The 22,592-nt window shown below is 71.3% G+C and carries 15 protein-coding genes and 2 pseudogenes; 16 read left to right on the top strand and 1 reads right to left on the bottom strand.

The genetic code is table 11. The features are described from left to right. The first annotated feature begins 46 nt into the window (after positions 1–46). Both IG99_RS12390 and IG99_RS12385 read left to right on the top strand, forming a co-directional pair. Positions 47–583 carry a PH domain-containing protein gene (locus IG99_RS12390; RefSeq protein ID WP_107055889.1) on the top strand — a complete coding sequence of 179 codons (537 nt, stop codon included), beginning with the start codon at positions 47–49 and terminating at the stop codon, positions 581–583. Positions 584–704: 121 nt separating this feature from the next. After that, positions 705–905 (top strand): annotated as a pseudogene (locus IG99_RS12385) (tRNA lysidine(34) synthetase TilS); the annotation flags it as partial. A gap of 354 nt (positions 906–1,259) precedes the next feature. Here the strand turns inward: IG99_RS12385 and IG99_RS45285 are convergent. Then, positions 1,260–1,628: pseudogene (locus IG99_RS45285) on the bottom strand (transposase); the annotation flags it as partial. Between the two features lie 1,077 nt (positions 1,629–2,705). Between IG99_RS45285 and IG99_RS12375 the strand changes: the two are divergent. The 14 genes from IG99_RS12375 to IG99_RS12310 all read left to right on the top strand — a co-directional run bounded on the left by IG99_RS12375 (position 2,706) and on the right by IG99_RS12310 (position 22,589). After that, complete coding sequence (locus tag IG99_RS12375) at positions 2,706–4,184, top strand: sugar transferase (RefSeq protein ID WP_037672823.1); 1,479 nt, start codon at positions 2,706–2,708, stop codon at positions 4,182–4,184. Between the two features lie 82 nt (positions 4,185–4,266). Further along, complete coding sequence (locus IG99_RS12370; RefSeq protein WP_037672822.1) at positions 4,267–5,583, top strand: nucleotide sugar dehydrogenase; 1,317 nt, start codon at positions 4,267–4,269, stop codon at positions 5,581–5,583. Further along, entirely contained in the window at positions 5,573–6,838 is a 1,266-nt protein-coding gene (locus IG99_RS12365) for a glycosyltransferase family 4 protein (protein WP_037672819.1), read from the top strand. Before IG99_RS12370 ends, IG99_RS12365 begins: the two co-directional genes overlap by 11 nt. After that, positions 6,835–8,241, top strand: a complete 1,407-nt coding sequence (locus IG99_RS12360) for a Wzz/FepE/Etk N-terminal domain-containing protein (RefSeq protein WP_037672816.1) — start codon at positions 6,835–6,837, stop codon at positions 8,239–8,241. The genes IG99_RS12365 and IG99_RS12360 overlap by 4 nt, the downstream gene beginning before the upstream one ends. Then, a complete protein-coding gene (locus tag IG99_RS12355; RefSeq protein WP_037672813.1) occupies positions 8,238–9,791 on the top strand; it encodes a Wzz/FepE/Etk N-terminal domain-containing protein in 1,554 nt (517 codons plus the stop codon). Before IG99_RS12360 ends, IG99_RS12355 begins: the two co-directional genes overlap by 4 nt. Before the next feature lie 3 nt (positions 9,792–9,794). Then, positions 9,795–11,729 (top strand): asparagine synthase (glutamine-hydrolyzing), encoded by a 1,935-nt coding sequence (gene asnB / locus IG99_RS12350; protein ID WP_037672810.1) that lies wholly within the window; start codon positions 9,795–9,797, stop codon positions 11,727–11,729. 17 nt (positions 11,730–11,746) lie between these two features. Further along, positions 11,747–13,942 carry a bi-domain-containing oxidoreductase gene (locus IG99_RS12345; RefSeq protein WP_037672808.1) on the top strand — a complete coding sequence of 732 codons (2,196 nt, stop codon included), beginning with the start codon at positions 11,747–11,749 and terminating at the stop codon, positions 13,940–13,942. A gap of 47 nt (positions 13,943–13,989) precedes the next feature. Then, on the top strand, positions 13,990–15,903 hold the full coding sequence (locus IG99_RS12340; protein ID WP_051865232.1) for a heparinase II/III family protein: 1,914 nt from the start codon (positions 13,990–13,992) through the stop codon (positions 15,901–15,903). Between the two features lie 11 nt (positions 15,904–15,914). After that, entirely contained in the window at positions 15,915–17,438 is a 1,524-nt protein-coding gene (locus IG99_RS12335; RefSeq protein ID WP_037672803.1) for a right-handed parallel beta-helix repeat-containing protein, read from the top strand. A 1-nt stretch (position 17,439) separates the two neighbouring features. Next, positions 17,440–18,687, top strand: a complete 1,248-nt coding sequence (locus IG99_RS12330) for a membrane protein (RefSeq protein WP_037672800.1) — start codon at positions 17,440–17,442, stop codon at positions 18,685–18,687. A 2-nt stretch (positions 18,688–18,689) separates the two neighbouring features. Beyond that, entirely contained in the window at positions 18,690–19,898 is a 1,209-nt protein-coding gene (locus IG99_RS12325) for a glycosyltransferase (protein WP_037672798.1), read from the top strand. Continuing rightward, entirely contained in the window at positions 19,895–21,154 is a 1,260-nt protein-coding gene (locus tag IG99_RS12320; RefSeq protein ID WP_037672797.1) for a class I SAM-dependent methyltransferase, read from the top strand. The genes IG99_RS12325 and IG99_RS12320 overlap by 4 nt, the downstream gene beginning before the upstream one ends. After that, positions 21,151–21,945 carry a glycosyltransferase family protein gene (locus IG99_RS12315; RefSeq protein WP_037672795.1) on the top strand — a complete coding sequence of 265 codons (795 nt, stop codon included), beginning with the start codon at positions 21,151–21,153 and terminating at the stop codon, positions 21,943–21,945. Before IG99_RS12320 ends, IG99_RS12315 begins: the two co-directional genes overlap by 4 nt. Continuing rightward, positions 21,942–22,589, top strand: coding sequence for a PIG-L deacetylase family protein (locus IG99_RS12310; protein WP_037673026.1), 648 nt, complete (start codon positions 21,942–21,944; stop codon positions 22,587–22,589). The genes IG99_RS12315 and IG99_RS12310 overlap by 4 nt, the downstream gene beginning before the upstream one ends. Positions 22,590–22,592: the final 3 nt, after the last annotated feature.

Here is a 22,592-nt window from a genome sequence, read left to right as displayed (position 1 = left end):
CCGGTTACGGCCGGGCGGAGCGGCAGGCCGACTTAGGGAAGAGACAATGCATCGAGTGAGGCCCTGGCGGGACCGGCAGGCCTTGGGTGCCCTGGTGATCGCCGTGGGCGCGGGCGCCATGGCGCTGTCCTTCCGTGCCCTGCCGGAGCTCACGGTCGTGAACGTCTCGGGACTGATCAGCCTGTTGAGCGTCCTGGTGTTCGTGGGGCGGATCCAGATCCTCCCCCTCGTCCGCTACGACCGGACCCGGCTCGTGGTCCGCAACGTCAGCCGGACCTACGACGTCCCCTGGGCGGCGGTGCGGGGCCTGGACTGGGACGCCAAGAGCGGAAGCCTCAGCCTGACGCTGGACGGGGGCCGGACCGTCCCGGTCCAGGCCTTCAGCCGGTGGCCCTCCTTCGGCCGCCACAAGAGGGTGATCGAGGAACTGGAGCAGGCACGCGAGCAACGGGAGGACAGTGGTCGCACCGGCGAACCCACCGTCGTGCCGGCGCCGGGGATCGTGGAGCTGGTCCTCGTCCTGCCGATCGTGGTCATGCTGGTCGCGCTCTTGGTGAAGGGGGCGGCCGCCGTCCTGTCCTGACGGACGGCTCGCCCGTACGACGGCCGCGTCCCTTCGACGGGACGCGGCCGTCCTGTGTCATCCCCGCCCCGCTTGATCACCTTCCGAACAGGCCGCCCCACCACTCGCCGCGCCCGCCGGCTCGCTGTCCGGCATGGCCGCGGTCTCGTGGGCCGGAGGCCGCTACCGGCGCCCCTTCCTCCAGCTCGACCGGCAGACCGCCCGCAAGGGCCGCATGGTCCAGTCCCTGCCCGTCTGGGACGACCCCCACGACGCCGACCCGGCCTCCACCCGGTCCCGGCTGCGCCACGAGGGCCTGCCCGCCCTGCAGAAGGCGCTCGGCGCCGCCTTCCTCGGCCTTGCAGCTGGGGGCGCCGGGCCCCGCTCACCTGCGCCGATGAGGCGCCGCGGCTTTCCTCCGACCTGATCCGCCGGACAGCCCCAGTAGTGCAACGGTGCTTGCTGTGACTGATGGCCAGGTCAGGGGCTGTGGCCGCGCCGTTTGTAGTGGCTGATGCGACAGGGGCGGGTCGGCGGTCGGTGCGGCGGGTGATCAGCCGTCGAATCTCGGCGAGGTGGAGGTGGATGAGCGAGGTGGAGGTGGATGAGCTGGGAGGATCCGTTTCTGCTTTCACCGTGTCCAGCTCGCGGGCTCGCAGGACGGTCAGGCAGGCGTGGGCGGCCATGGCGAGAGTCATGTGGCGGTGCGCGCTGTGGAAGCATTCCTCGACCGCGCCCCCTTCTTCAGAAAGCCCGCGTCGTCCACGACCAGGACGGCGTCGGGGTCGCCGAGGTTGTCGACCACGTACTGACGCACATCGTCGAGTACCTCATCGGCGTCCCACTCGATCCGGTTCAGCATCCGCTGGATACGGCCCGGGCCCGCATGGTCCGCTTCCTCCGCCATCGTCCAGCCGGTCTTCCGTTACAGCGGAGCGATCAGGCCCCTCATATCAGCCAGCGCCGACTCCCGCGGCTCCGACCTGCTGAACCGGTGCACGAACCGCCCATGCACAGCGTCCGGTTCACGCGCCCACCACCTGACACCAGCAAGGTCCCCACCCACAAGCACACCAACGACCGACCTGGCCGTCAGTCACGCAAGCACCGTTGCAGTACTGGGCGTGTGCAGATGCCGGCCGACGTATCGGGCGTCGTTGCGTTCCTCGCCTGCGACGACGCCGCATTCATCACGGGGCGGACATCATCTCGGACGTCGGCAGGAGAAGGCCGTCTCCCCGGTGCACCCCGTTCAGGCCACTGATCCCGGCACGGCGGCTCAGCACGATGGGAGTGAGCCCGCCCAGCCGCCTGCCCCGAACCGTCTTGGACGCTCCCCCACTGCCTCAAGGGCGTGGGAGGCCCCCCAGGTCGCTCGGCGTACACCTCGTGGCAGGCGGCCATGACCACCGGAGGTGGACCCACCAGCGGCAATACACCATTCGGCCTCGTCTCCACCGCGCGTGCAAGCGAGGACGTCTTCGGCAGCGGATCTCCAGGGCCGGCACCGGCGTTCGACGGTGAGGCGGTTGCGCTCGCCCTTGGGCAGGCCACCCTGCGCCGACACGATCAAGTCGGTTCCCTCGATGGCGAGTTGCGGTTCGCCGATCAATACCGGCCAAAAGCCGCGCCGGGAAGCCGGGCGAGCCGCACGAGCGCGTGGCGGCATCCAGGCACCCGTAGGCGGTCACCGCTCGGTGGATCAAGCTTCGAACCTTGAACACAAATTACACACATCCTCTCTTCATACCGGCCCTCGATGGTCTAGATTGACCGTGCTTCAGCTGTTCGGACACGAGGCGACCGCTAATGATCTATTGGTCCGGCGCTTTGGAAAACGGGCAGTCGCGTCCGCATCCCCAGACGTGGGGGTGATCGGTTCTTGTAGCCCGAGGGGGGTCTTGGGTGGGGGAGCACCCGAGTTTCGACGGGTTCAGGCGCACCTCGACAGTCTGGCGGGACATGCGAGCCTGCCGACGCCGGGGCGGGTTGTTCAAGTAGCTCTGCAATAGCCGGATGTCATGCGCGGGAGGCGGGGGCCTCCCTCGGGGAGAACAGCGCGGCACGGGGGGCTGGGGGCCTCCCGGGGGGAGGAACAGTGTTGGGCGAACACGTCGAACTACTGGGGAACCTGGGGGGTTCTGTGCGGCAAGGGGGAGTAGTCAGCCCGTATCCGTCGGCGCGCGAACGTGTGTCGGACGAGGCAATCAGCCGGCCCGCGATCGACTGGGAGCAGCGGTACCGCCGTACCGTGATCATCGGCGACACCGTGGCCACCGCCTTCGTGGTGGCGGCGATCGGCAACGTCTTCGGGGCCCGGGACGCGGCCAACTGGCATGAGAAGTGGGGCATTCTCGCATTCGGCACCGAGCTGCTGGTGCTGGGAGCGCTTGCGGTGAGCAGATCGTGGGCTCCGGCCGTGCTCGGCCAGGGCGCCGAGGAATTCCGCCGGCTCGGACGCTCACTGTTCGCGGCGACCGTCGTACTGGCGCTCGGCGGAATCGCCCTCACCTCGCGCAACATCAAACTCTGGATCTTCGTCGCGATCCCCGCGATCGCGCTCGTCACCATTCCCGCGCGGTATCTGCTGCGGCTCTGGCTGCACAAACAGCGGAAGGAAGGCCGGTGCCTGAGACCGGTGCTCGCCGCCGGGAGTCTGGCCACCGTGCGCGACCTGATCACCCGGACCCGCAAGTTCCCGCACCTCGGCTGGCGGGTGGACGCGGTGTGCACGACGGACGGTCCCCTTCTCGACGGTGAACAACTGGACGGAGTGCCGGTCGTCGGCCGACTGGCGGACGTCGCGAGCCATGTCCGCCGCGACGGCTACCGTGTCGTCGCGGTCACCCCGGACCCGCACTGGTCACCGGACCGGTTGCAGCGGCTGGCCTGGAACCTCGAAGGCAGCGACGCGGAGATGGTCGTGGCCCCCGTGCTCATGGAGGTGGCCGGCCCGCGGCTGCACGTCGACGCGGTGCTCGGGATCCCGCTGCTGCGGGTCAGCATGCCGACCTTCACCGGTGGCCGTCGGGCGGTCAAAGGGGTCGTCGACCGCATAGGCGCAACGTTTCTGCTGGTGTTGTTCGCACCGCTGATGGCGTTCGTCGCACTGCTGGTGATGGTGGACAGCCGGGGCGGGGCGTTCTACCGCCAGCGCCGGGTCGGCAAGGACGGCCGCGAGTTCACCATTCTCAAATTCCGCACCATGGTCTCCGGGGCCGACCGGGCACGTGCCGACCTGGCCGACCGCAACGAGGGCGCCGGTCTGCTGTTCAAGCTCCGCCGGGACCCGCGGGTGACCCGGGTGGGAGCAGTGCTGCGCCGGTACTCGATCGACGAGCTCCCGCAGCTCCTCAACGTGCTCACCGGATCGATGTCGCTCGTCGGTCCACGGCCTCCGCTGCCGGAGGAGTCCGCCGCGTACGGCCCCGACATCCGGCGGCGGCTGCTGGTCAAGCCCGGGCTCACCGGCCTGTGGCAGATCAGCGGACGCAGCGACCTGTCGTGGGAGGAAGCGGTCCGGCTGGACCTGCGGTACGTGGAGGACTGGTCGCTCGCCCTGGACACAGTGATCTTGTGGAAGACACTGCGTGCGGTGGTCTACGGGCAGGGGGCCTACTGATGCGCGGGGGGCCGCAACTCGACGGTCCCGCCGGTGCGCGGACCGCAGGCCGTGGGGGCCTGCCTGGGGGGAGGAACGGGTCATGAAGGTCAGCGTTTTCGGGCTCGGCTACGTGGGCTGCGTGTCGGCCGCGTGCCTGGCCAGCATGGGGCACGAGGTCATCGGGGTGGACGTCAACCAGGTGAAGGTCGACCTGGTCAACGACGCCAAGGCCCCGGTGGTCGAGGAGCGGATCGGCGAGCTCATCGCCGACGTCGTGCGGACCGGGGCGTTGCGCGCCACCGCCGACGTCCGCGAGGCGATCATCGACAGCGAGATCTCGCTGGTCTGCGTGGGCACGCCGTCGGAGCCCAACGGCAGCCTGTGCACGACGTACTTGGAGCGGGTCACCGAGGAGATCGGCGCCGCGCTCGCCGAGCGCGGCGGGCGGCACACCGTCGTGTTCCGCAGCACCATGCTCCCGGGCACCTGCCTGAACCTGCTGGTGCCCATCCTGGAGAAGTACGTCGGCGGCACGGCCGGGGTGGACATCGGGGTCGCGGTCAACCCGGAGTTCCTGCGCGAGGGCACGAGCGTGCGGGACTTCTTCGACCCGCCCAAGACCGTCATCGGCGAGCTCGACGCGGCCAGCGGCGACGCGGTGCTGGCGCTGTACGACGGCCTGCCCGGCGAGGTGTTCCGGGTGCCGGTCCCGACGGCCGAGGCGATCAAGTACGCGGACAACGCGTTCCACGGCCTGAAGATCGGCTTCGCGAACGAGCTGGGCGCGGTGTGCCAGGCGCTCGGGGTGGACTCGCACCAGGTGATGGACGTGTTCCTGGCCGACCGCAAGCTCAACATCAGCTCCGCCTACCTGCGGCCCGGCTTCGCCTTCGGCGGCTCCTGCCTGCCCAAGGACCTGCGCAGCCTGGTCCACGCGGCGCAGCGGGCCGACGTCTCGGTGCCCATCCTGGCGCACGTGCTGCCCTCCAACTCCGACCATCTGCAGCGCGCGGTGGAGCTGGTCGAGCGCGCCGGCAAGCGCCGGGTGGGAATGTTCGGGCTGTCGTTCAAGCCCGGCACCGACGACCTCCGCGAGAGCCCGCTGGTCGAACTGGCGGAGAGGCTCTTCGGCAAGGGGTACGACCTGAAGATCTACGACGCCAACGTGAGCCTCTCCCGGCTGCTCGGCGCGAACCGCGAGTACATCGAGAACCGGTTGCCGCACCTGGCGCAGCTGCTCGCGGATTCCGTCGAGGAGGTACTCGAGCACGCCGAGGTGTGCCTCGTCGGGACCAGGGACCCGGCCGTGCTGTCGGCGCTGCCCCATGGCGACGCCCCGGTGATCGTCGACCTCATCCGCCTTCCCGACGCCGAGGCGCGCCGGGCCGAACCGGGGTACATGGGCCTTGCTTGGTGAGCGAAGCAGTGGCGACCGGCCGGGCCGGCGCGCGCTGATCCTGGTGGAGAACCTCTCGGTGCCGTTCGACCGGCGGGTGTGGCAGGAGTGCACGACGCTGCGCGACGCGGGCTGGGAAGTGCACGTCATCTGCCCCCGGGGAGAGAAGCGGGACACGGAACCGGAGGCGGTGATCGACGGGGTGCGGATCCACCGCTACCCGTTGCGCGCGGCCACCGGAGGGCCGGCCGGCTATCTGCGGGAGTACGGAACGGCGTTGTGGCACACGGTCCGGCTGGCCCGCAAGGTCGGACCCGTAGACGTGGTCCACGCCTGCAACCCGCCCGACCTGCTGTTCCTGCCGGCACTGTGGCTGAAGCGGCGCGGCGCGCGGTTCGTCTTCGACCAGCACGACCTGGTGCCCGAGCTGTACCTGTCGCGGTTCGACCGTGGCCAGGATCTGCTCTACCGCGCCGTGTGCGCGCTGGAACGGCGGACCTACCGGGCCGCGGACGTCGTGCTCGCCACGAACGAGAGCTACCGGGACGTGGCGGTACGCCGTGGCGGCCGGCGACCGGAGGACGTGTTCGTGGTGCGCAGCGCTCCCCAGGTCGACCGGTTCCAACCGGTGCCGCCCGAGCCGGAGTTGAAGCGCGGCAAGCCTCATCTGCTGTGCTATCTCGGCGTGATGGGACCTCAGGACGGCGTCGACTACGCCCTGCGGGCCCTCGCGAAGCTGCGCGACGCGTGCGGGCGGTCCGACTGGCACGCGGTGTTCGTCGGCGCCGGCGACGCCTTCGACGCGATGGTGGAGCTGTCCGGGCGGCTCGGTCTCTCCGAGCAGGTGCAGTTCACCGGGCGCATCCCGGACGCCGACCTGGTGCGCTACCTGTCCACCGCGGACGTGTGCCTCTCCCCCGATCCGCGCAATCCGCTCAATGACGTGTCGACCATGAACAAGGTCCTGGAGTACATGGCGATGGGCCGGCCGATCGTCTCGTTCGACCTGAAGGAGGCGCGGGTCTCCGCCGGTGACGCCGCCGTCTACGCGCCCGCCAACGACGAAGCCGAGTTCGCCGGGCTCATCGCGTTGCTGATGGACGATCCGGAGAAGCGGGCCCAGATGGGCAAGATCGGCCAGGAGCGGATCAACGGGCCGCTCTCCTGGCGGAACTCCCAGCGCTCGCTGCTCGCCGCCTATGCCGCTGCCTGCCGTGACAACCCTCCGGTGTCGGCAGGCGACCCGGACCGGGCAGGGAAGAGGCAGGGTCGTTGAACGATGACGCCATACGCCTGGTCACGATCGGGCGGATCTTCCGTCGGCGCTGGCGGCTGCTCGCCATCGTCGCCGTGGTGGGCGCGCTCGTCGGCCACGGCGCCTCCTTGGTGTTTCCGCCGCGCTACACGACCTCGGCATCGGTGCTGCTGCCGGGGACGTGGGAGGAGCGCGAGCTGCTGACGCAGACGGAGGTGGCGACCAGTTCGGTGGTGGTCGACCGCGCGGCCGCCACGCTCGGCTGGAGCGGGGTGAGCGGCAGCGACCTGCGGGATCAGGTCAGCGCCAAGGCCACCGACGGGAACATCATCAAGATCTCCGGCACGGCCGACACCCCGGAGCGCGCACAGCGGCTCTCCGACCAGGTGGCCAAGGAGTTCGTCTCCTACGCCACACGGATCGCGAACGACAGCGCCGACCCCGAAGCGGCGGGGGAACTCGCCGCGCTTCAGAAGTCGGTGAAGGACACCAGCCGCCGCATCAGCAAGCTGGCCGACGCGGCCGATCCGGGGCAGACCGTGGAGAGCGTGCAGACCCGCACCGAGCTGGAGAAGCTGCGCACCGCGCTGCGGGAGGCCATCAACACGCTGGAGCAGGCCGATCCGACCGAGGACGAGGCGAAGAACATGGTCGTCATGGGGTCGGCGGCCCGGCCGACCGGCGAGGCTCCGCCGACGAGGACGCAGCTCATCGCCGGCGGCGCGCTGCTGTTCTTCCTGTTCGCGGTCATCGGCCATCTCACCGCCGCCCGGATGAGCCGCCGGCTGCGCGGCGAAGGGGAGATCACCGCGGCGCTGGGCTCGGCGCTGCTGGGTGCCGTCGACGTACCCGTGGAACGGCCCATGCACCGGCCGCAAGGCCGTGGCCCGCGGGCCTGGATCCGACGACTGCTGGGCCTGGACGTGCGGTGGGACCTTCCGACCCCGCGGACGTCCGGCGACGAGGCCAGCAGGCAGATCCGCTACCGGCGGGTGTGCTCCCGCCTCCGGGACCAGCCGCCGGCCCCGCGCCGGCTGCTGGTCGTCTTCCCCGAGGGTGACGAGATCGCCCGCCTGGCCGCCGGGCAGCTCGTCGTCGAGGCCGGGAGCGTTCCTTCTCCCAGCTCTTCGAGCAGGGGATACCCGATGCTGCGCGCGGTGGCGGTTTCGGTGTCCCGGCCGATGGTGCCGGACCGCGGCTACGAGTCCGGCGCCCTGGTCGTGCTCAGCCCGGGCAGCTGGACCGCGGCGGAGCTGGCCGGTATCGCCGAGGCGTGTGCGGACGCCAAGCACGCGGTCGTCGGCATCGTCCTCGCCGGACCGGTCCGTGCGACGCGGTCGGACGACCACTCCCGGCATGCCGCCGTACCGGCGCCCGCGGGCCTCGACGGCGAACTGGACGACGCGAGGGGGGTCACAAGGTGACGACCAGTACGACTCCGGAGTCGTCGGCCGCCGCTCCACTGCTCGACCTGCAGGCCCTGGTGGCGGCGGTGCGCAGGCGGCGCCGCCTCTGGTGCTCACTCGCGCTGCTGGGGCTGCTCGCCGGCGCGGCGGTGGCGTTCCTGCTGCCGCAGCCGCCGACCGCGGTGACCAAGGTGCTGGTCGCGCACGAGGAGGACCAGCCGAACGACCCCGGAACGCTGATCCGCACCGACGTCGCGCTGCTGCAGACCACACGGATCGCCGACAAGGCCCTGAAAGCCCTCAAGTCCCAGGAGAACTCCGAGGACTTCATGAAGGACTACAGCGGTACCGGTTTGACCAACAACGTGCTGCAGATCACCGTGACCGGCGCCGGCGACGCGGAAGCGGTGGCCCGCGCCAAGGCGTTGGCCGATGCGTTCGTCGCCGACCATGTGAGGCGCGTGCAGGAGGCCGCGGACGCCGAGGCCAAGGCCCTGCGCAAGCAGCGTGACCAGCTGAAGGACCAACTGGCCCAGGTCAACAAGGCGATCGGAGACGGAACGCGGACGAGCGGGCCGGAGTCGTCGGCGGACCTGGAGTCGCTCTACGCCCGCCGGGCCGAACTCACGTCGCAGATCACCGATTTCAGCCAGCGCGCCGGGGAGGCGAGCATCGGCACGCCCCGGCTGGTCGCCGGTACGCAGATCGTGGACGCCCCGTACGTGGTGCGCCACTCCCTGCCCAGGGCCGCTGCCACCGACGCCGGGATCGGGCTCTTCCTCGGGCTCTTCCTGGGGATCGCGTTGGCCGCGGTCGGCGCGGTGGTGGCGGACCGTCCCGTGCTGCGCCGGGAGATCGCCGCGAACCTCGGCGCCTCGGTCATCTCCGAGCTGCCCCACCGGTCGGCCGGGCGATGGCAGGGCCGGCGGGTCCGGGCGGCACGCGAACGGCTCACCACGTCCCTGGCCCGCGCCGTGCGCGGCTCGGCGGAACCCGTGTCGCTGCTGGAACTGGGCTGCGCGCGCAACACGAGCGTGATCGCCCTGGACCTGGCCCGGGCACTGTCGGCGGAGGGGCCGGTGGTCGTCGTCGACGGTCTGCCCGGCCGGCAGCTCGCCGGCCTCCGCCCGAAGCCCGGGGACCCGGCTGTGGTCACCGGTGAGCAGGCCGAGGCCGGGTCGCCCCAGGAGCGCCGGCTGGGCGTCGGCTCAGTGGCGCCCGGCACGGCGTGGACGGACCTCCGGTACCTCGGCGCTCAGACCGTGCTCGTCGTGCGTGCCGGGCACGGCAGCGCCGCGTGGCTGCACACCGTGGCGCGGCAGCTCGCGGACCAGCGCATTCCGGTGATCGGTGTGGTGCTGATCGACCCCGATCCGCGTGACCGGACCGACGGCACGCTGTGGGACGGGCGTCACACCGCGCTGCGCGGCCGGAGCGAGCGGCCGGCCCGGCAGAAGGGTGGGGGTACCTCCCACGCCGTTCAGGCAGTGGGGGAGGGCCGGCGGCTGACGGAGCAGCTGCCGATGTGGGCCGCACGGGTCCCGGACAACGACCAGGAGGTGCGGTAGGACATGTGTGGCATCGCAGGCACTTACCGATGGCCGGACGGGAAGGTCGTGGCCGACCGGCTCACCGAGACCCTCGCCCACCGCGGTCCGGACGGGGCGGGCCGCTACAGCCACCCCCTCGGTGACGGCGAGGTACACCTCGGGCACCGTCGGCTGGCCATCGTCGACCTGTCCGAGACCGGCGCCCAGCCGATGGTCTCGGACGGCCTCGTCCTGACGTACAACGGCGAGCTGTACAACGCGCCCGAGCTGCGTGCCGAGCTGGCGGCCGCCGGGGTGCGCTTCCGCGGCACCTCCGACACCGAGGTGCTCCTCGAGGCCTGGCGGCGCTGGGGCACGGACTGCCTGCCCAGGCTGCGCGGCATGTTCGCGTTCGGGATCTTCGACGAGCGAACCGGTGAACTGGTGCTCGCCCGCGACCAGCTCGGCATCAAGCCGCTGTTCCTGCTCCGGCGCGGCGAGGGGCTGGTGTTCGCCTCCGAGCTCAAGGCACTCGCCGCCGTGACCGGCGGGTCGCTGCAGGTGGACCCCGCCGCGCTGGTGGCCTCCTTGCTGTACTACTGGGTGCCGGACTCACGGTGCGCGTTCCGCGAGGCGGAGAAGCTGCCGCCGGGGAGCTGGCTCAGGTGCCGGCCCGACGGCCGGGTGGAGCGCGGGCGGTTCTGGAACCTGCGGGACGTCGCCACCGAGGCCCAGGAACGGGCCCGGGGCGGCGAGCAGCCGGATCTCGCCGCCGTCGTCGAGGAGTCGACCCGGCGCCACCTGCTCTCCGACGTACCCGTGGCGACCTTCCTGTCCGGCGGTCTCGACTCCAGCTACCTGACCGCGCTGGCGGCCCGCGAGCATCCCGGGATCTCCGCTTACACGATCGGGTTCCGCGCCGAGGACGCCAGGTTCGAGGCGATGCCGGACGACCTGCGCTACGCCCGGCAGGTGGCCGAGCGGTTCGGCGTCGACCTGCACGAGATCGAGATCGCTCCGAACGTGCTCGACCTGCTGCCGCAGATGACGTACCACCTGGACGAGCCGATCGGTGACCCCGCCGCGATCAACACCTTCCTGATCTGCTCGGCCGCCCGGGAGGCCGGGGTCAAGGTGATGCTCTCGGGCATGGGCGCCGACGAGCTGTTCGCCGGCTACCGCAAGCACCTGGCCAACCTGATCGCGCTGCGCTACCAGCGCGTCCCGCGGCCCCTGCGGCGCGGCCTGTCCGCGGCCGTGGACCGGCTGCCGGTCGCCTCGGCCCGCCGGGGGTACCGGTCGGTGCGCTTCGCGAAGCGGTTCCTCTCCTTCGCCGATCTGCCGGAGGAGACCGCGTTCCGGCGCAGCTACACCATGTACGACCAGGACGAGCTGCTCGCCCTGATCGATCCGGACCTGGCCGGGACGGTCGACGACGTGCTGACCGAGCACGCGGACGTCTACGAGGACAACGACCTCGACGACTTCGTCAACCGCATGTGCCTGGGCGACTCCCGGATGTTCCTGCCGGGCCTGAACCTCGCCTACACGGACCGGTCGAGCATGGCCGCGTCGACCGAGGTGCGGGTGCCGTACGTGGACGTCGAGGTGGTCAAGGCGGCGTTCACCGTGCCCGGCGATCGCAAGATCGTCGGACGGCAGGGCAAGGCCGTCCTCAAGGAGGCGGCCACCTCGATCCTGCCCCGGGAGATCGTGTACCGGCCCAAGGGCCTGTTCAGCGCCCCGCTGCGCGCCTGGATGAGCCGGGATCTGGCACCGCTGGTGCGCGAGGTGGTGAACGACGGTGTGCTCGTCCGTTCCGGGTTCCTGCGCCGCGACGCGCTGCAGCGGCTCGTCGCCGAGGACGCCGCCGGGCACCGGGACTTCTCCAAGCATCTGTGGCACGTGCTGACCCTTGAGTACTGGTATCGCGGCGCGACCTCCGGGGCCGGCCAGAACTCTCCCGTGACGTTGTAGAGACAAGAGGACTTCGGGTGAAACAGGTCGTACAGAACTACAAGAGTGGCGAGCTGGCGCTGCTCGACGTGCCGGTGCCGGGGTGCAAGCCGGGCGGTGTGCTGGTCCGCAGCGCCTACTCGCTGATCTCCACCGGGACCGAGCTCATGAAGGTGTCCGAGGCCGGCATGTCGATGCTGGGCAAGGCCCGTTCCCGGCCGGACCAGGTGGCCAAGGTCGTGCAGAGCGTGGCCACCAACGGGGTGCCCGCCACCTATCGCAAGGTGATGGGCAAGCTGGACTCCTACACGCCGCTCGGCTACTCGCTGTGCGGGGTGGTCGAGGAGGTCGGCCCCGGGATCGACGATGTGAAGGTCGGCGACCTCGTGGCCTGCGCCGGCAATGAGCACGCCTTGCACGCCGAGCTGAACTGGGTGCCGAAGAACCTCTACGCCCGGGTGCCGGACGGCCTCGCGCCGCGGCACGCGGCCTTCGGCACCGTCGGGTCGATCGCGCTCCAGGGCGTCCGCCAGGGCGAGTCACAGCTCGGCGAAGTGGCGCTGGTCATCGGCCTCGGGCTGATCGGGCAGCTGGTGGTGCAGTTGCTGGCCGCCTCGGGAGTCCACGTCGTGGGGGCCGACCCCGACCCGGCGCGCTGCGAGCTCGCCGAGCGACTGGGCGCGGCGGCCTGCGGCGATCCCGCCTCGGCGGCCGTGGAGACCGCCGTCGCCGAACTCACCGGCGGTCACGGCGTGGACCAGGTGTACCTGGCCGCCGGCGGCGGCAGCAACCAGCCCGTCGAGCTGGCCGCCCGGTTGTGCCGGGACCGCGGCCGGGTCGTCGACATCGGCAAGTGCCGCCTGGACCTGCCGTGGAACGCGTACTACGAGAAGGAGCTCGACGTCCGCTTCTCCCGCAGTTACGGCCCCGGGCGCTACGACCCGGAGTACGAGCTGGAGGGGCGGGACTACCCGATCGGCTATGTGCGCTGGACCGAGCGCCGCAACCTGGCGTGCTTCCTCGATCTCGTCGCCCGCGGCCGTGTCGACGTGGAGCCCCTGATCTCCCACGTCGCCGACTTCGACGACGCCGTCGAGACGTACCGGAGCCTGAAGGACGGCGACCTGAAGGCCGTGGCCGTGCTGTTCCAGTACGCGGGACACGCGGCGGAAACGGGGGAAGCGCGGGCCCCGGCGGTGGCGGTGCCCACGGTGGCCGTGAAGCCGGGTCCGGCCCGGGCGGCCAAGACGCCGGTGCGCCTCGGGTTCATAGGCGCGGGAAACTACGCGACCTCGATGCTGCTGCCGCACCTGACACAGCGCGACGGTGTCGAGTTGTCCACGGTCGTCACCACGACGGCGCTGTCCGCGGCCAACGCGCAGCGCAAGTTCGGCTTCGCCGAGGCGACCACCGATCTCGACGCCGTGCTCGGCGACACTTCCATCGACGCGGTGTTCGTGGTCACCCGGCACAGCTCGCACGCCGAACTGACCCGACAGGCGCTGCTGGCCGGCAAGACGGTGTTCGTGGAGAAGCCCCTGGCGCTCACCGAGGACGAGCTGGCCGGCGTGCTCGCGGCGGTGGAGGAGTCCGGCAACGACCGGCTGCAGGTCGGCTTCAACCGCCGGTTCGCGCCGCTGCTGCAGGAGGCCAAGGAGCGGTTCGGCGCCCGGACCGGTCCGGCCAACCTGCGCTACCTGGTCAACGCGGGCCACCTCGATCACGGCAGCTGGTACCTCCGGCAAGGCACCGAGGGCTCGCGGTTCGCCGGCGAGGGCGGACACTTCATCGACACGGCGAGCTGGCTGCTCGATGCCGACCCGGTCTCGGTGTACGCGACCGCCACGCCGGGCAACGAGGACCTGCAGGTCATGCTGCGCTACCCGGACGGCTCCAGCGCCACCATCAGCTACGTCACCACCGGCTCGTCCGGCTTCCCCAAGGAGACGCTGGACCTGATCGCGGACGGCAGGGTGCTCCGGCTCGACGACTTCGTCCGCGCCTCGGTGTATTTCGAAAGCACAGCCGGCCGGAAGCGGTGGGTCAGTTCGCGGCTGCCCAAGGCCCGGGACAAGGGCCAGAACGCCGAGCTGGCCGCGTTCGTCAAGGCCGTGCGGACCGGCGGGCCGATGCCGGTGCCGCTGGAGTCGCTGGTCGCCACCACGGCGGCCACCCTCGCCGTGCAGACCGGCCTGGCCGGCGGCGCGCCGGTGACGTTGGCGAGGGCCTTGTGACGGGGAGCTCGGGGAGTCCGGGCTGGTACCTCCGGCGACTGTCCCGGATGGGACCGCGGGAGGTTGCGGGCCGGGTGGGCGACACAGTGCGCAGGCGGCGGTGGCGGTCGGCGCGGCCGGACTGCCCGAGCGTGACCGGCGCCCGGTTCACCGCGGTGCTGCCCGCCGGGACGATCGCCGCGGTGCCACCGGACGCCGCGAAACGTCTCGTCGCTGAGGCGGACCGGCTGATGGCCGGGCACGCCGAGTACTTCGGGGTGGTCCGCGACGACCTGGCCGACCCGGACTGGTGGTACGACCCGAAGACCGGGCGCCGGGCTCCGAAGGGCTACGCCTTCGACGTGCCGTACCGGGACGAGGAGACGGTCGGGGACATCAAGCAGATCTGGGAGCTGTCCCGGCATCAGTACCTCACCGTGCTCGCCGCGGCCTACGCGGTCACCGGGGACGAGCGGTACGCCGAGCGCGTGGCCGGGCACCTGCGGTCGTGGTGGGTCGCCAACGCGCCGCTGAAGGGAGTGCACTGGGTCAGCGGCATCGAGCTGGGGATCCGGCTGCTGTCCTGGGTGTGGATCCGCCGGCTGCTCGACGGCTGGCCGGGCGCGGCCGCCCTGTTCGAGGACAACCCGGTGGCGCTCCGCCAGATCTGGTACCACCAGCGTTGGCTGGCCGCCTTCCCCAGCCGGGGGTCCTCGGCGAACAACCACGTCATCGCCGAGGCCGCCGGGCAGTTCGCCGCGGCCTGCGCGTTCGGGTGGTTCCCCTCCTCGGCGCGTTGGCGGGCCGACGCGCTGCGGTCGCTGGAGCGGCAGCTGCGCGCCAACACCTTTCTCTCCGGCCTCAACCGCGAGCTGGCCGGCGAGTACCACGGACTGGTGCTGGAGCTCGGCCTGGCCGCGGTGGCCGAGGCCGATGCGGCAGGCGTGCCGGTCCCCGCGTCGGTCCGGCTGGTGCTGCTGCGGATGACCGACGCGCTCGCGGCCGTCGTGGACAACCGGCTGCGGCCGCCGCGCCAGGGGGACTCGGACGACGGCCACGGTCTGGTCGTGGACGGCGCGGGCACCGACCGCTGGGGCTCACTGCTGGCCACCGGTGACGCCGTGTTCGGCCGACGCGACTGGTGGCCGGCGGTGCCCGGCACCGATGTGCGCACCCCGCTGCTGGCCGCGCTCATCGAACCCAGTGGACTGTCCGTGACCCGCCCGGCGAGCCGACCGTCTCATTTCGCCGACGCGGGCATGACCATCCTGCGCGGTCCGGGGGAGATCTGGTGCCGCTGCGACGGTGGTCCGCACGGGTTCCTGTCCATCGCCGCACACGCCCACGCGGACGCGCTGTCCGTCGAGGTCCGGCACGACGGGGTCGATGTGCTCGCCGACCCGGGGACGTTCTGCTACCACGGGCAGCCCGAGTGGCGGCAGTACTTCCGGTCCACCCTCGGCCACAACACCCTGCAACTGGACGGCGGTGACCAGTCCGTCTCCGGCGGTCCGTTCCTGTGGACGCGGCATGCCCGCAGCCGGGTACTGGTCGCGGACACGTCCACCGAGGGGGCGGCCCGCTGGTGCGCCGAGCACGACGGCTACCAGCCGTCCGTGCACCGCCGCAGGGTGGAGCTGACGGCCGCGAGCCAGGAGCTGAGGGTGGTCGACGAGGTCCGCGGCCCGCACAGCGATCGCCGGGCCGTGCGGCTGGCGTTCCACCTCGGCCCGGCGATCGCCGCGGACCTGGTGGGGAACCGGGCAGTGCTCACCTGGACCCGGGACGGCGAGGACCGCTCCGCGGAACTCGACCTGCCCGGGCGGTTGAGCTGGCAGGCCCATCGCGGCGAGAGCGACCCGCCGCTGGGCTGGTACTCCCCCGGCTTCGGACGCAAGGAACCCGCCATCACGCTGGTCGGCACCGGCTTCACCGACGGCACGGAGGGCTTCACCACCGTGCTCAGGTTCCACGGTCAGTGAGGGGAGGGCGCGTGGGGATCAAGTGGCGGCAGTGGGCGTGGCCGGCGGCACCGCTGGCGCTGGCCCTGCTGGCGGCGACCGGCTGTGAGAGCAGCACGACGGCCGCCGCGCCGAAGCCGACCCCTGGTTCCTCCACCTCCGTGGCCCGAGTGTGTGCCAGGCCCGCGGCCGGGCCGGCGAAGGCGCCGGCGGGCGCGGTGACGGTCGACCCGACGGTGCCCGGCGACCTGGCCGCGAAGACCGGGAGCAGCCCCCCGCACACCACCTTCTGGCTTCGGCCGGGCAAGCACACGCTCATGTCGCACCGCTACGACCAGGTGACCCCCAAAGAGGGGGACGTCTACCTCGGCGCGCCGGGCGCGGTGCTCGACGGCCGGAAGAGCAATCAGTACGCGTTCGGCGGCACCGCCCGCGACGTCACGATCCGCTATCTGACCGTGCAGGGGTTCGTCGCGCCCCATGACGAGGGCGTGGTCAATCACGACTCGGCCGACGGGTGGGTGATCGAGCACTCGACGATCCAGAACAACTCCGGCGCCGGGCTGATGGCCGGCGCCCGCCAGCAGGTCCGCGCCAACTGCCTGCGCGACAACGGCCAGTACGGCATGAACGCGTACCAGGCCACCGGCGGTATCCGCGGCCTGGTGGTCGAGGGCAACGAGATCGTGGGCAACAACACGGGCGACTGGGAGCGGCGGCGGCCGGCCTGCGGCTGCACCGGAGGCGTCAAGTTCTGGGCCGTGGACGGCGCCGACGTGCGCGGCAACTGGGTGCACGACAACCGCGGAACCGGGTTGTGGGCGGACACCAACAACAACGACTTCCTCATCGAGAACAACCTCATCGAGGACAACGACGGTGCCGCGCTGATCTACGAGACCAGCTACAACGCGGTCATCCGGAAGAACCGGATCCGGCGGAACAACTTGGTGGAGGCCCGCGCTCAGGCCGCCGACGGCGACAGCTTCCCGTTCGCGACCGTCTACCTCTCCGAGTCCGGCGGCGAACCACGGGTCCGGGCCCGCACGGACAAGATCGACATCTACCGGAACGTGCTGGAGAACAACTGGTCCGGGATCACCCTGTGGGAGAACGCCGACCGGTTCTGCAACAGCCCGGCCAACACGTCGTCGGGTGACTGCACGTTGCTGGTGAAGAACACCGACCGCTGCGCGCGGCCGGCGATCGCCAAGGCACCGCTCTACTCCGACTGCCGGTGGAAGACCCAGCGGGTGGACATCCACGACAACCGCTTCGTGCTGGACAAGTCCGTCGTCGACTGCACGGCGAAGTGCGACCGGATGGGGGTGCTGTCCAACTACGGTACGTATCCGGACTGGTCGCCGTACCAGGGCGAGCGGGTGGCCGAGGCGATCACCCGCGAGCAGCACAACCGCTGGCACGACAACGTCTACGTCGGGCCCTGGACCTTCGTCGTGCACGACGCGAGCCGGACGGTCGACTTCAAGCAGTGGCAGGACAAGCCGTACCGGCAGGACGCGGGCAGCACCTTCCGCGCAGGGGACGGTGGTTGAGATGAGGTCCGCGGACACCGACACAGACCACAGGCCGAAGATCGTAGGGACGGTCTGGGGGCTGCTCGTCCTCAACACCCTCGGCTCCGCCGGGGCGCAGACCATCGTCCCGCTGCCCCGCTCCCTCATCCAGATGGTCACCATGGGCTCGCTGGTCGCCGCGTTCGCGCTGGCGCTCCTGGTCAACCCCCGGGTGCGCATCCGGCCCAGCGCCTACGTCTTCCTGCTCACCCTGCTGCTGGTGCCGAGCCTGATCTCCACCGTGGACCAGGGGGCCGGGTTCGGCGCGCTGTTCCGCTGCACCCGGCTGGCCCTCTTCGTCGGCACCCTGTGGCTGCTCAGCCGCTGGTGGGACGGCAGCACGACGTTCGTCCGGCACCACATCCGGATGTACTTCGCGGTGCTCGGGTCGGTGGCGGCCGGCCTGGTCATCTCACCGGGCGCCGCCCTGCCCGACCTCTACGGCGGGCGGCTGGTCGGTGCGCTGTGGCCGCTCACCCCGCCGCAGATCGGACAGTACGCGGCGGTGATCATCGGGCTCACCGTGCTGCTCCTCCTGGGCCGCCGGACCGACCGGAGAAGCGCGGCGGTGATCATCGCGCTCTCCCTCGTCCTCCTCGCGCTGACCCATACCCGGACGGCCACGCTCGGCCTGATCATCGCGCTGGTGCTGGCGATCACCTCCCTCGTCCTGACCAGTGCCGCCGCCCGCCGGGTCTTCTCCTGGGCGGTGCTGTGCGCCGCGGTGGCCGCGGTGGGGTTCAGCTCCGCGCTCCAGGCGTGGTTCCTGCGCGGGCAGAGCCAGGAGAACTTCGCCAGCCTCACCGGCCGGGCCAAGGTCTGGAACGCCCTGCTGGCGGCACCCCGGACGACCACGGAGTACCTGTTCGGCACGGGCTTGGGCGACAAGTCGTTCGGCGGGCTCCCGATCGACAACAGCTGGCTGGCCGTCTACAACGAGCAGGGCATGACCGGCATCGCCCTGGTGGCGGCCATCATCATCGTGCTGGGCGGCGTCGCGTTGCTGCGGCCACCGTCGCTGTCGAGGGCCTGTGCGATCTTCCTGATCAGCTACTGCGCGATCGCTTCGTACACCGAGGCGGGGCTCGGCGACGCCTCGCCGTATCTGCTGCATCTGGCCTTGGCCGCCTCGCTGCTGGCGGCACCTGCCGCGGCCACTCCCGTCCCGACACCCGAAACCCCTCGGCGGCGCGTCCCGCGATGGGCCCAGAGATCGGAGGTGATCTGAGCATGCACGTCCTCGTGGTGCACAACCGCTACGCCTCGGCGCAGCCGAGCGGGGAGAACAAGGTCGTCGACCAGGAGGTGGCGCTGCTGCGCGGGGCCGGCCACCGGGTCGAGGTGTTCGAGCGGCGCAGCGACGACATCGCCGCCCGGTCCCTGCTGGGCAAGGTCGCGGTACCGCTCCTTGTGCCGTGGAACCCGGCGGTCCGCAAGGAGCTCGCCGCCCGGCTTCGCGCCGAGCGGCCGGACGTGGTGCACGTCCACAACGTCTTCCCGCTCCTGTCGCCGGCGGTGCTGGCCGCCTGCGCCGACGCCGGCGTGCCCGCCGTCGCCACGCTGCACAACTACACCCAGGTCTGCCCGCCCGGCACGCTGCAAAGGGACGGCCGGCCGTGCACCGAGTGCGTCGGGTCCGCGCCGCTGCCCGCCGTCCGGCACGGCTGCTACCGGAACTCCCGGCTGGCGACGGTGCCGCTCGCGGTCAGCCTGTCGGTCAACCGGCGGCGGTGGTGGTCCGGGGTGGAGCGCTTCTTCTGCATCTCCGCGGCGCAGCGCGACGTCCTGGTGCGGGCCGGCATGCCGGCCGAACTGCTGGCGGTGAAGCACAACTTCGTGCCCGACCCGGGCGTCCGCCGAGAGGGTGACGGCGAGCATCTGCTCTATCTCGGCCGGCTCGCGGAGGCCAAGGGCGTACGGCTGCTCATGGCCGCGTGGGACGAGCTCGCGGCGAGCGGCGGTGTGGGCGTGCCGCTCATGATCGCCGGCGCTGGGCCGCTGGAGCCGGAGGTGACCGCCTGGGCGGCGGGCCGGGACGACGTGCGCTGTGTCGGCCTGTTGGACACGGCGGAGTGCCGGAAGGCCATCGCGCGATCGGTCGCCGTGGTGGCTCCCTCCACGTGGCTGGAGGCGTTCGGCCTGGTGGCCGTGGAGGCGATGGCGGCGGGGGTCCCGGCCGTCGCCGCCGGTCACGGGGCGTTCGTCGAACTCGTCGAGGACGGCGTGACCGGGCTGCTGCACCGGCCGGGCGAGGCCGCCTCGCTCGCGTCCTGCCTGCGCCGGATCACGGCCGAGCCGGTCCGCAACCGGGAGATGGGGCAGGCGGCCCGGCGCCGTTACGAGCAGGACTTCAGCCCGGCCGTCGGGCTGGAGCACCTGGTGGAGGGGTACCGCACCGCGATCGCGGGTCGGACGGAATCAATGGGGGGCAGCAAATGACACGATGCCGACTCTGCGGCTCGGCGACGCTGGCGAGCGTCGTCGATCTCGGGGCGACGCCACCGTGCGAGAGCTTTCTCGCCGCGGACCAACTGGACCTGCCGGAACCGGCGTACCCGCTGCACCTGCGGGTCTGCACCGACTGCTGGCTGGCGCAGATCCCGCCGCTGATCACGCCGGAGGAGACGTTCAAGGAGTACGCGTACTTCTCCTCGTTCTCGACCTCCTGGGTGGAGCACGCGCGCACGTTCGTCGCCGACGCCGTGCGGCGGGTGGGACTCGACACCAAAGGCTCCGACGCCTTCGTGGTGGAGGTCGCGAGCAACGACGGGTACCTGCTGAGGCACGTGGTGGACCGCGGGATCCGCTGCCTCGGCATCGAGCCGTCGGTGAACGTCGGCGCCGCGGCGCGGGACGCGGGCGTGCCCACGCTCACGGAGTTCCTGAGCCCGGAGACCGGCGCGGCCGTCCGCGCCGAGCACGGCCCGGCGGACCTGGTCGTGGCCAACAACGTGTACGCGCACATCCCCGACGTGGTCGGGTTCACGCGGGGGCTGCGCGCCCTGGTCGCCGACGACGGCTGGGTCTCCATCGAGGTGCAGCACCTGCTGACCCTGATCGAGGAGAACCAGTACGACACGATCTACCACGAGCACTTCCAGTACTACACCGTCGCGTCCGCGATCCGGGCCCTTGCCGGCGGCGGACTCACGCTCGTGGACGTCGAGTTGCTGCCCACTCACGGCGGCTCCATCCGGCTGTGGGCCCGCCCGGCCGAGGTGGCCGGCGAGCCGACACAGCAGGTGGCCGACGTGCTGGCGCGGGAGAAGGCCGCCGGGCTTCAGGAGCTGTCCGGGTACACCGAGTTCTCCGCCCGGGTGGCCAAGGTGCGCCGGGACCTGCTCAAGTTCCTCATCGAGGCCGCCGAGCGCGGCGAGACGGTCGTCGGCTACGGCGCCCCGGGCAAGGGCAACACCCTGCTCAACCACTGCGGCATCCGGCCCGACCTGCTCGCGTACACGGTCGACCGCAACCCCTACAAGCACGGCAGGTTCACTCCGGGCACCCGCATCCCGATCCTGCCGCCCGAGCAGATCGCGGCGGACAAACCGGACTACGTCCTCGTCCTGCCGTGGAACCTGCGGGCCGAGCTGGTCGAGCAGCTGTCCTTCGTGCACGACTGGGGCGGCCGGCTGGTCTTCCCCATCCCGGAACTGAGCATTGTCGAGGTCGCGTCCCGAAAGGTCACAGCATGAAGGTCGTTCTGTTCTGCGGCGGTTACGGGATGCGGATGCGCAACGGATCCTCCGACGACGTGCCCAAGCCGATGGCGATGGTCGGCCCCAGACCGCTGATCTGGCACGTCATGCGCTACTACGCCCACTTCGGGCACACGGAGTTCATCCTGTGCCTGGGGTACGGGGCCCACCACATCAAAAACTTCTTCCTCAACTACGAGGAGACGACGTCCAACGACTTCGTGCTGCGGGGCGGGCGGACCGAGCTGCTGTCCACCGACATCGCCGACTGGACCATCACGTTCGCGCAGACCGGCATCGAGTCACCGATCGGGGAGCGGCTGCGCCGGGTGCGACACCACCTGGACGGCGACGAGATGTTCCTCGCCAACTACGCCGATGTGCTCACCGACGCCCCGCTGCCGCAGATGATCGAGAACTTCGCCCGGCGCGACGCCGGCGCGTCGATGATGGTGGTGCCGCCGCAGTCCTCGTTCCACTGCGTGGACCTGGGCGAGGACGGCCTGGTGGGAGGCATCACGGCGGTGAGCGAACTGCCGCTGTGGGAGAACGGCGGCTACTTCGTGCTCCGCCAGGAGGTCTTCGACCACATCCCGGAGGGCGGGGACCTGGTCGCCGACGGATGCGCCCAACTGGCCAAGCGAGGCCGGCTGGTGGCGCACCAGCACCGCGGCTTCTGGAAGCCGACCGACACCGTGAAGGAGCGGGCCGCACTGGACGACGCCTACGCCCGGGGCGACCGTCCGTGGGCCGTGTGGGAGCGGGACGGCGCGGGGGTGACGGCGTGATCGGGCTCGGAGCCGGGCCCTTGGGCCGGATCGTCGCGGTGGGCGCGCACTGCGACGACATCGCCATCGGCGCCGGCGGCACGCTGTTGACGCTGTGCCTCGCGCGGCCGGGGATCCGCGTCGACGCGCTGGTGCTCTCCGGCGGCGGCAGCGAACGCGAGCAGGAGGAGCAGGCCGCGCTCGCCGCCTTCTGCCCGGGCGCCGACCTGCGGCTGACCGTGCACAAGCTGCCGGACGGCCGACTGCCGGCGCACTGGGAGGAGGCCAAGGCCGCGGTCGAGGAACTGCGCGGGCAGACCGACCCGGATCTGATCCTTGCCCCGCGCACCGATGACGCGCACCAGGACCACCGCGGCCTGGCGCGACTGATACCCACCGCGTTCCGTGACCACCTGGTCCTCGGCTACGAGATCGCCAAGTGGGACGGCGATCTCGGCCGTCCGTCGGCGTACCAGCCGCTGACGCCCGAGATCGCCGAACAGAAGGTGCGGTTGCTGCAAGAGCACTACCCCTCGCAGCGGCACCGCCCCTGGTACGACCGGGAGGCCTTCCTCGGTCTTGCCCGGATCCGCGGCATCGAATGCCACGCGCGCTACGCCGAGGCGTTCGCCGTCACCAAACTCACGCTCAACCTGGGGGGTTGAACC

Source organism: Streptomyces griseus subsp. griseus, assembly GCF_000720255.1.
In the GTDB taxonomy this organism is placed as follows: domain Bacteria; phylum Actinomycetota; class Actinomycetes; order Streptomycetales; family Streptomycetaceae; genus Streptomyces; species Streptomyces griseus_I.
Note: the sequence above shows the minus strand (reverse complement) of the source record. Positions and strands in the feature narration are given on the sequence as shown.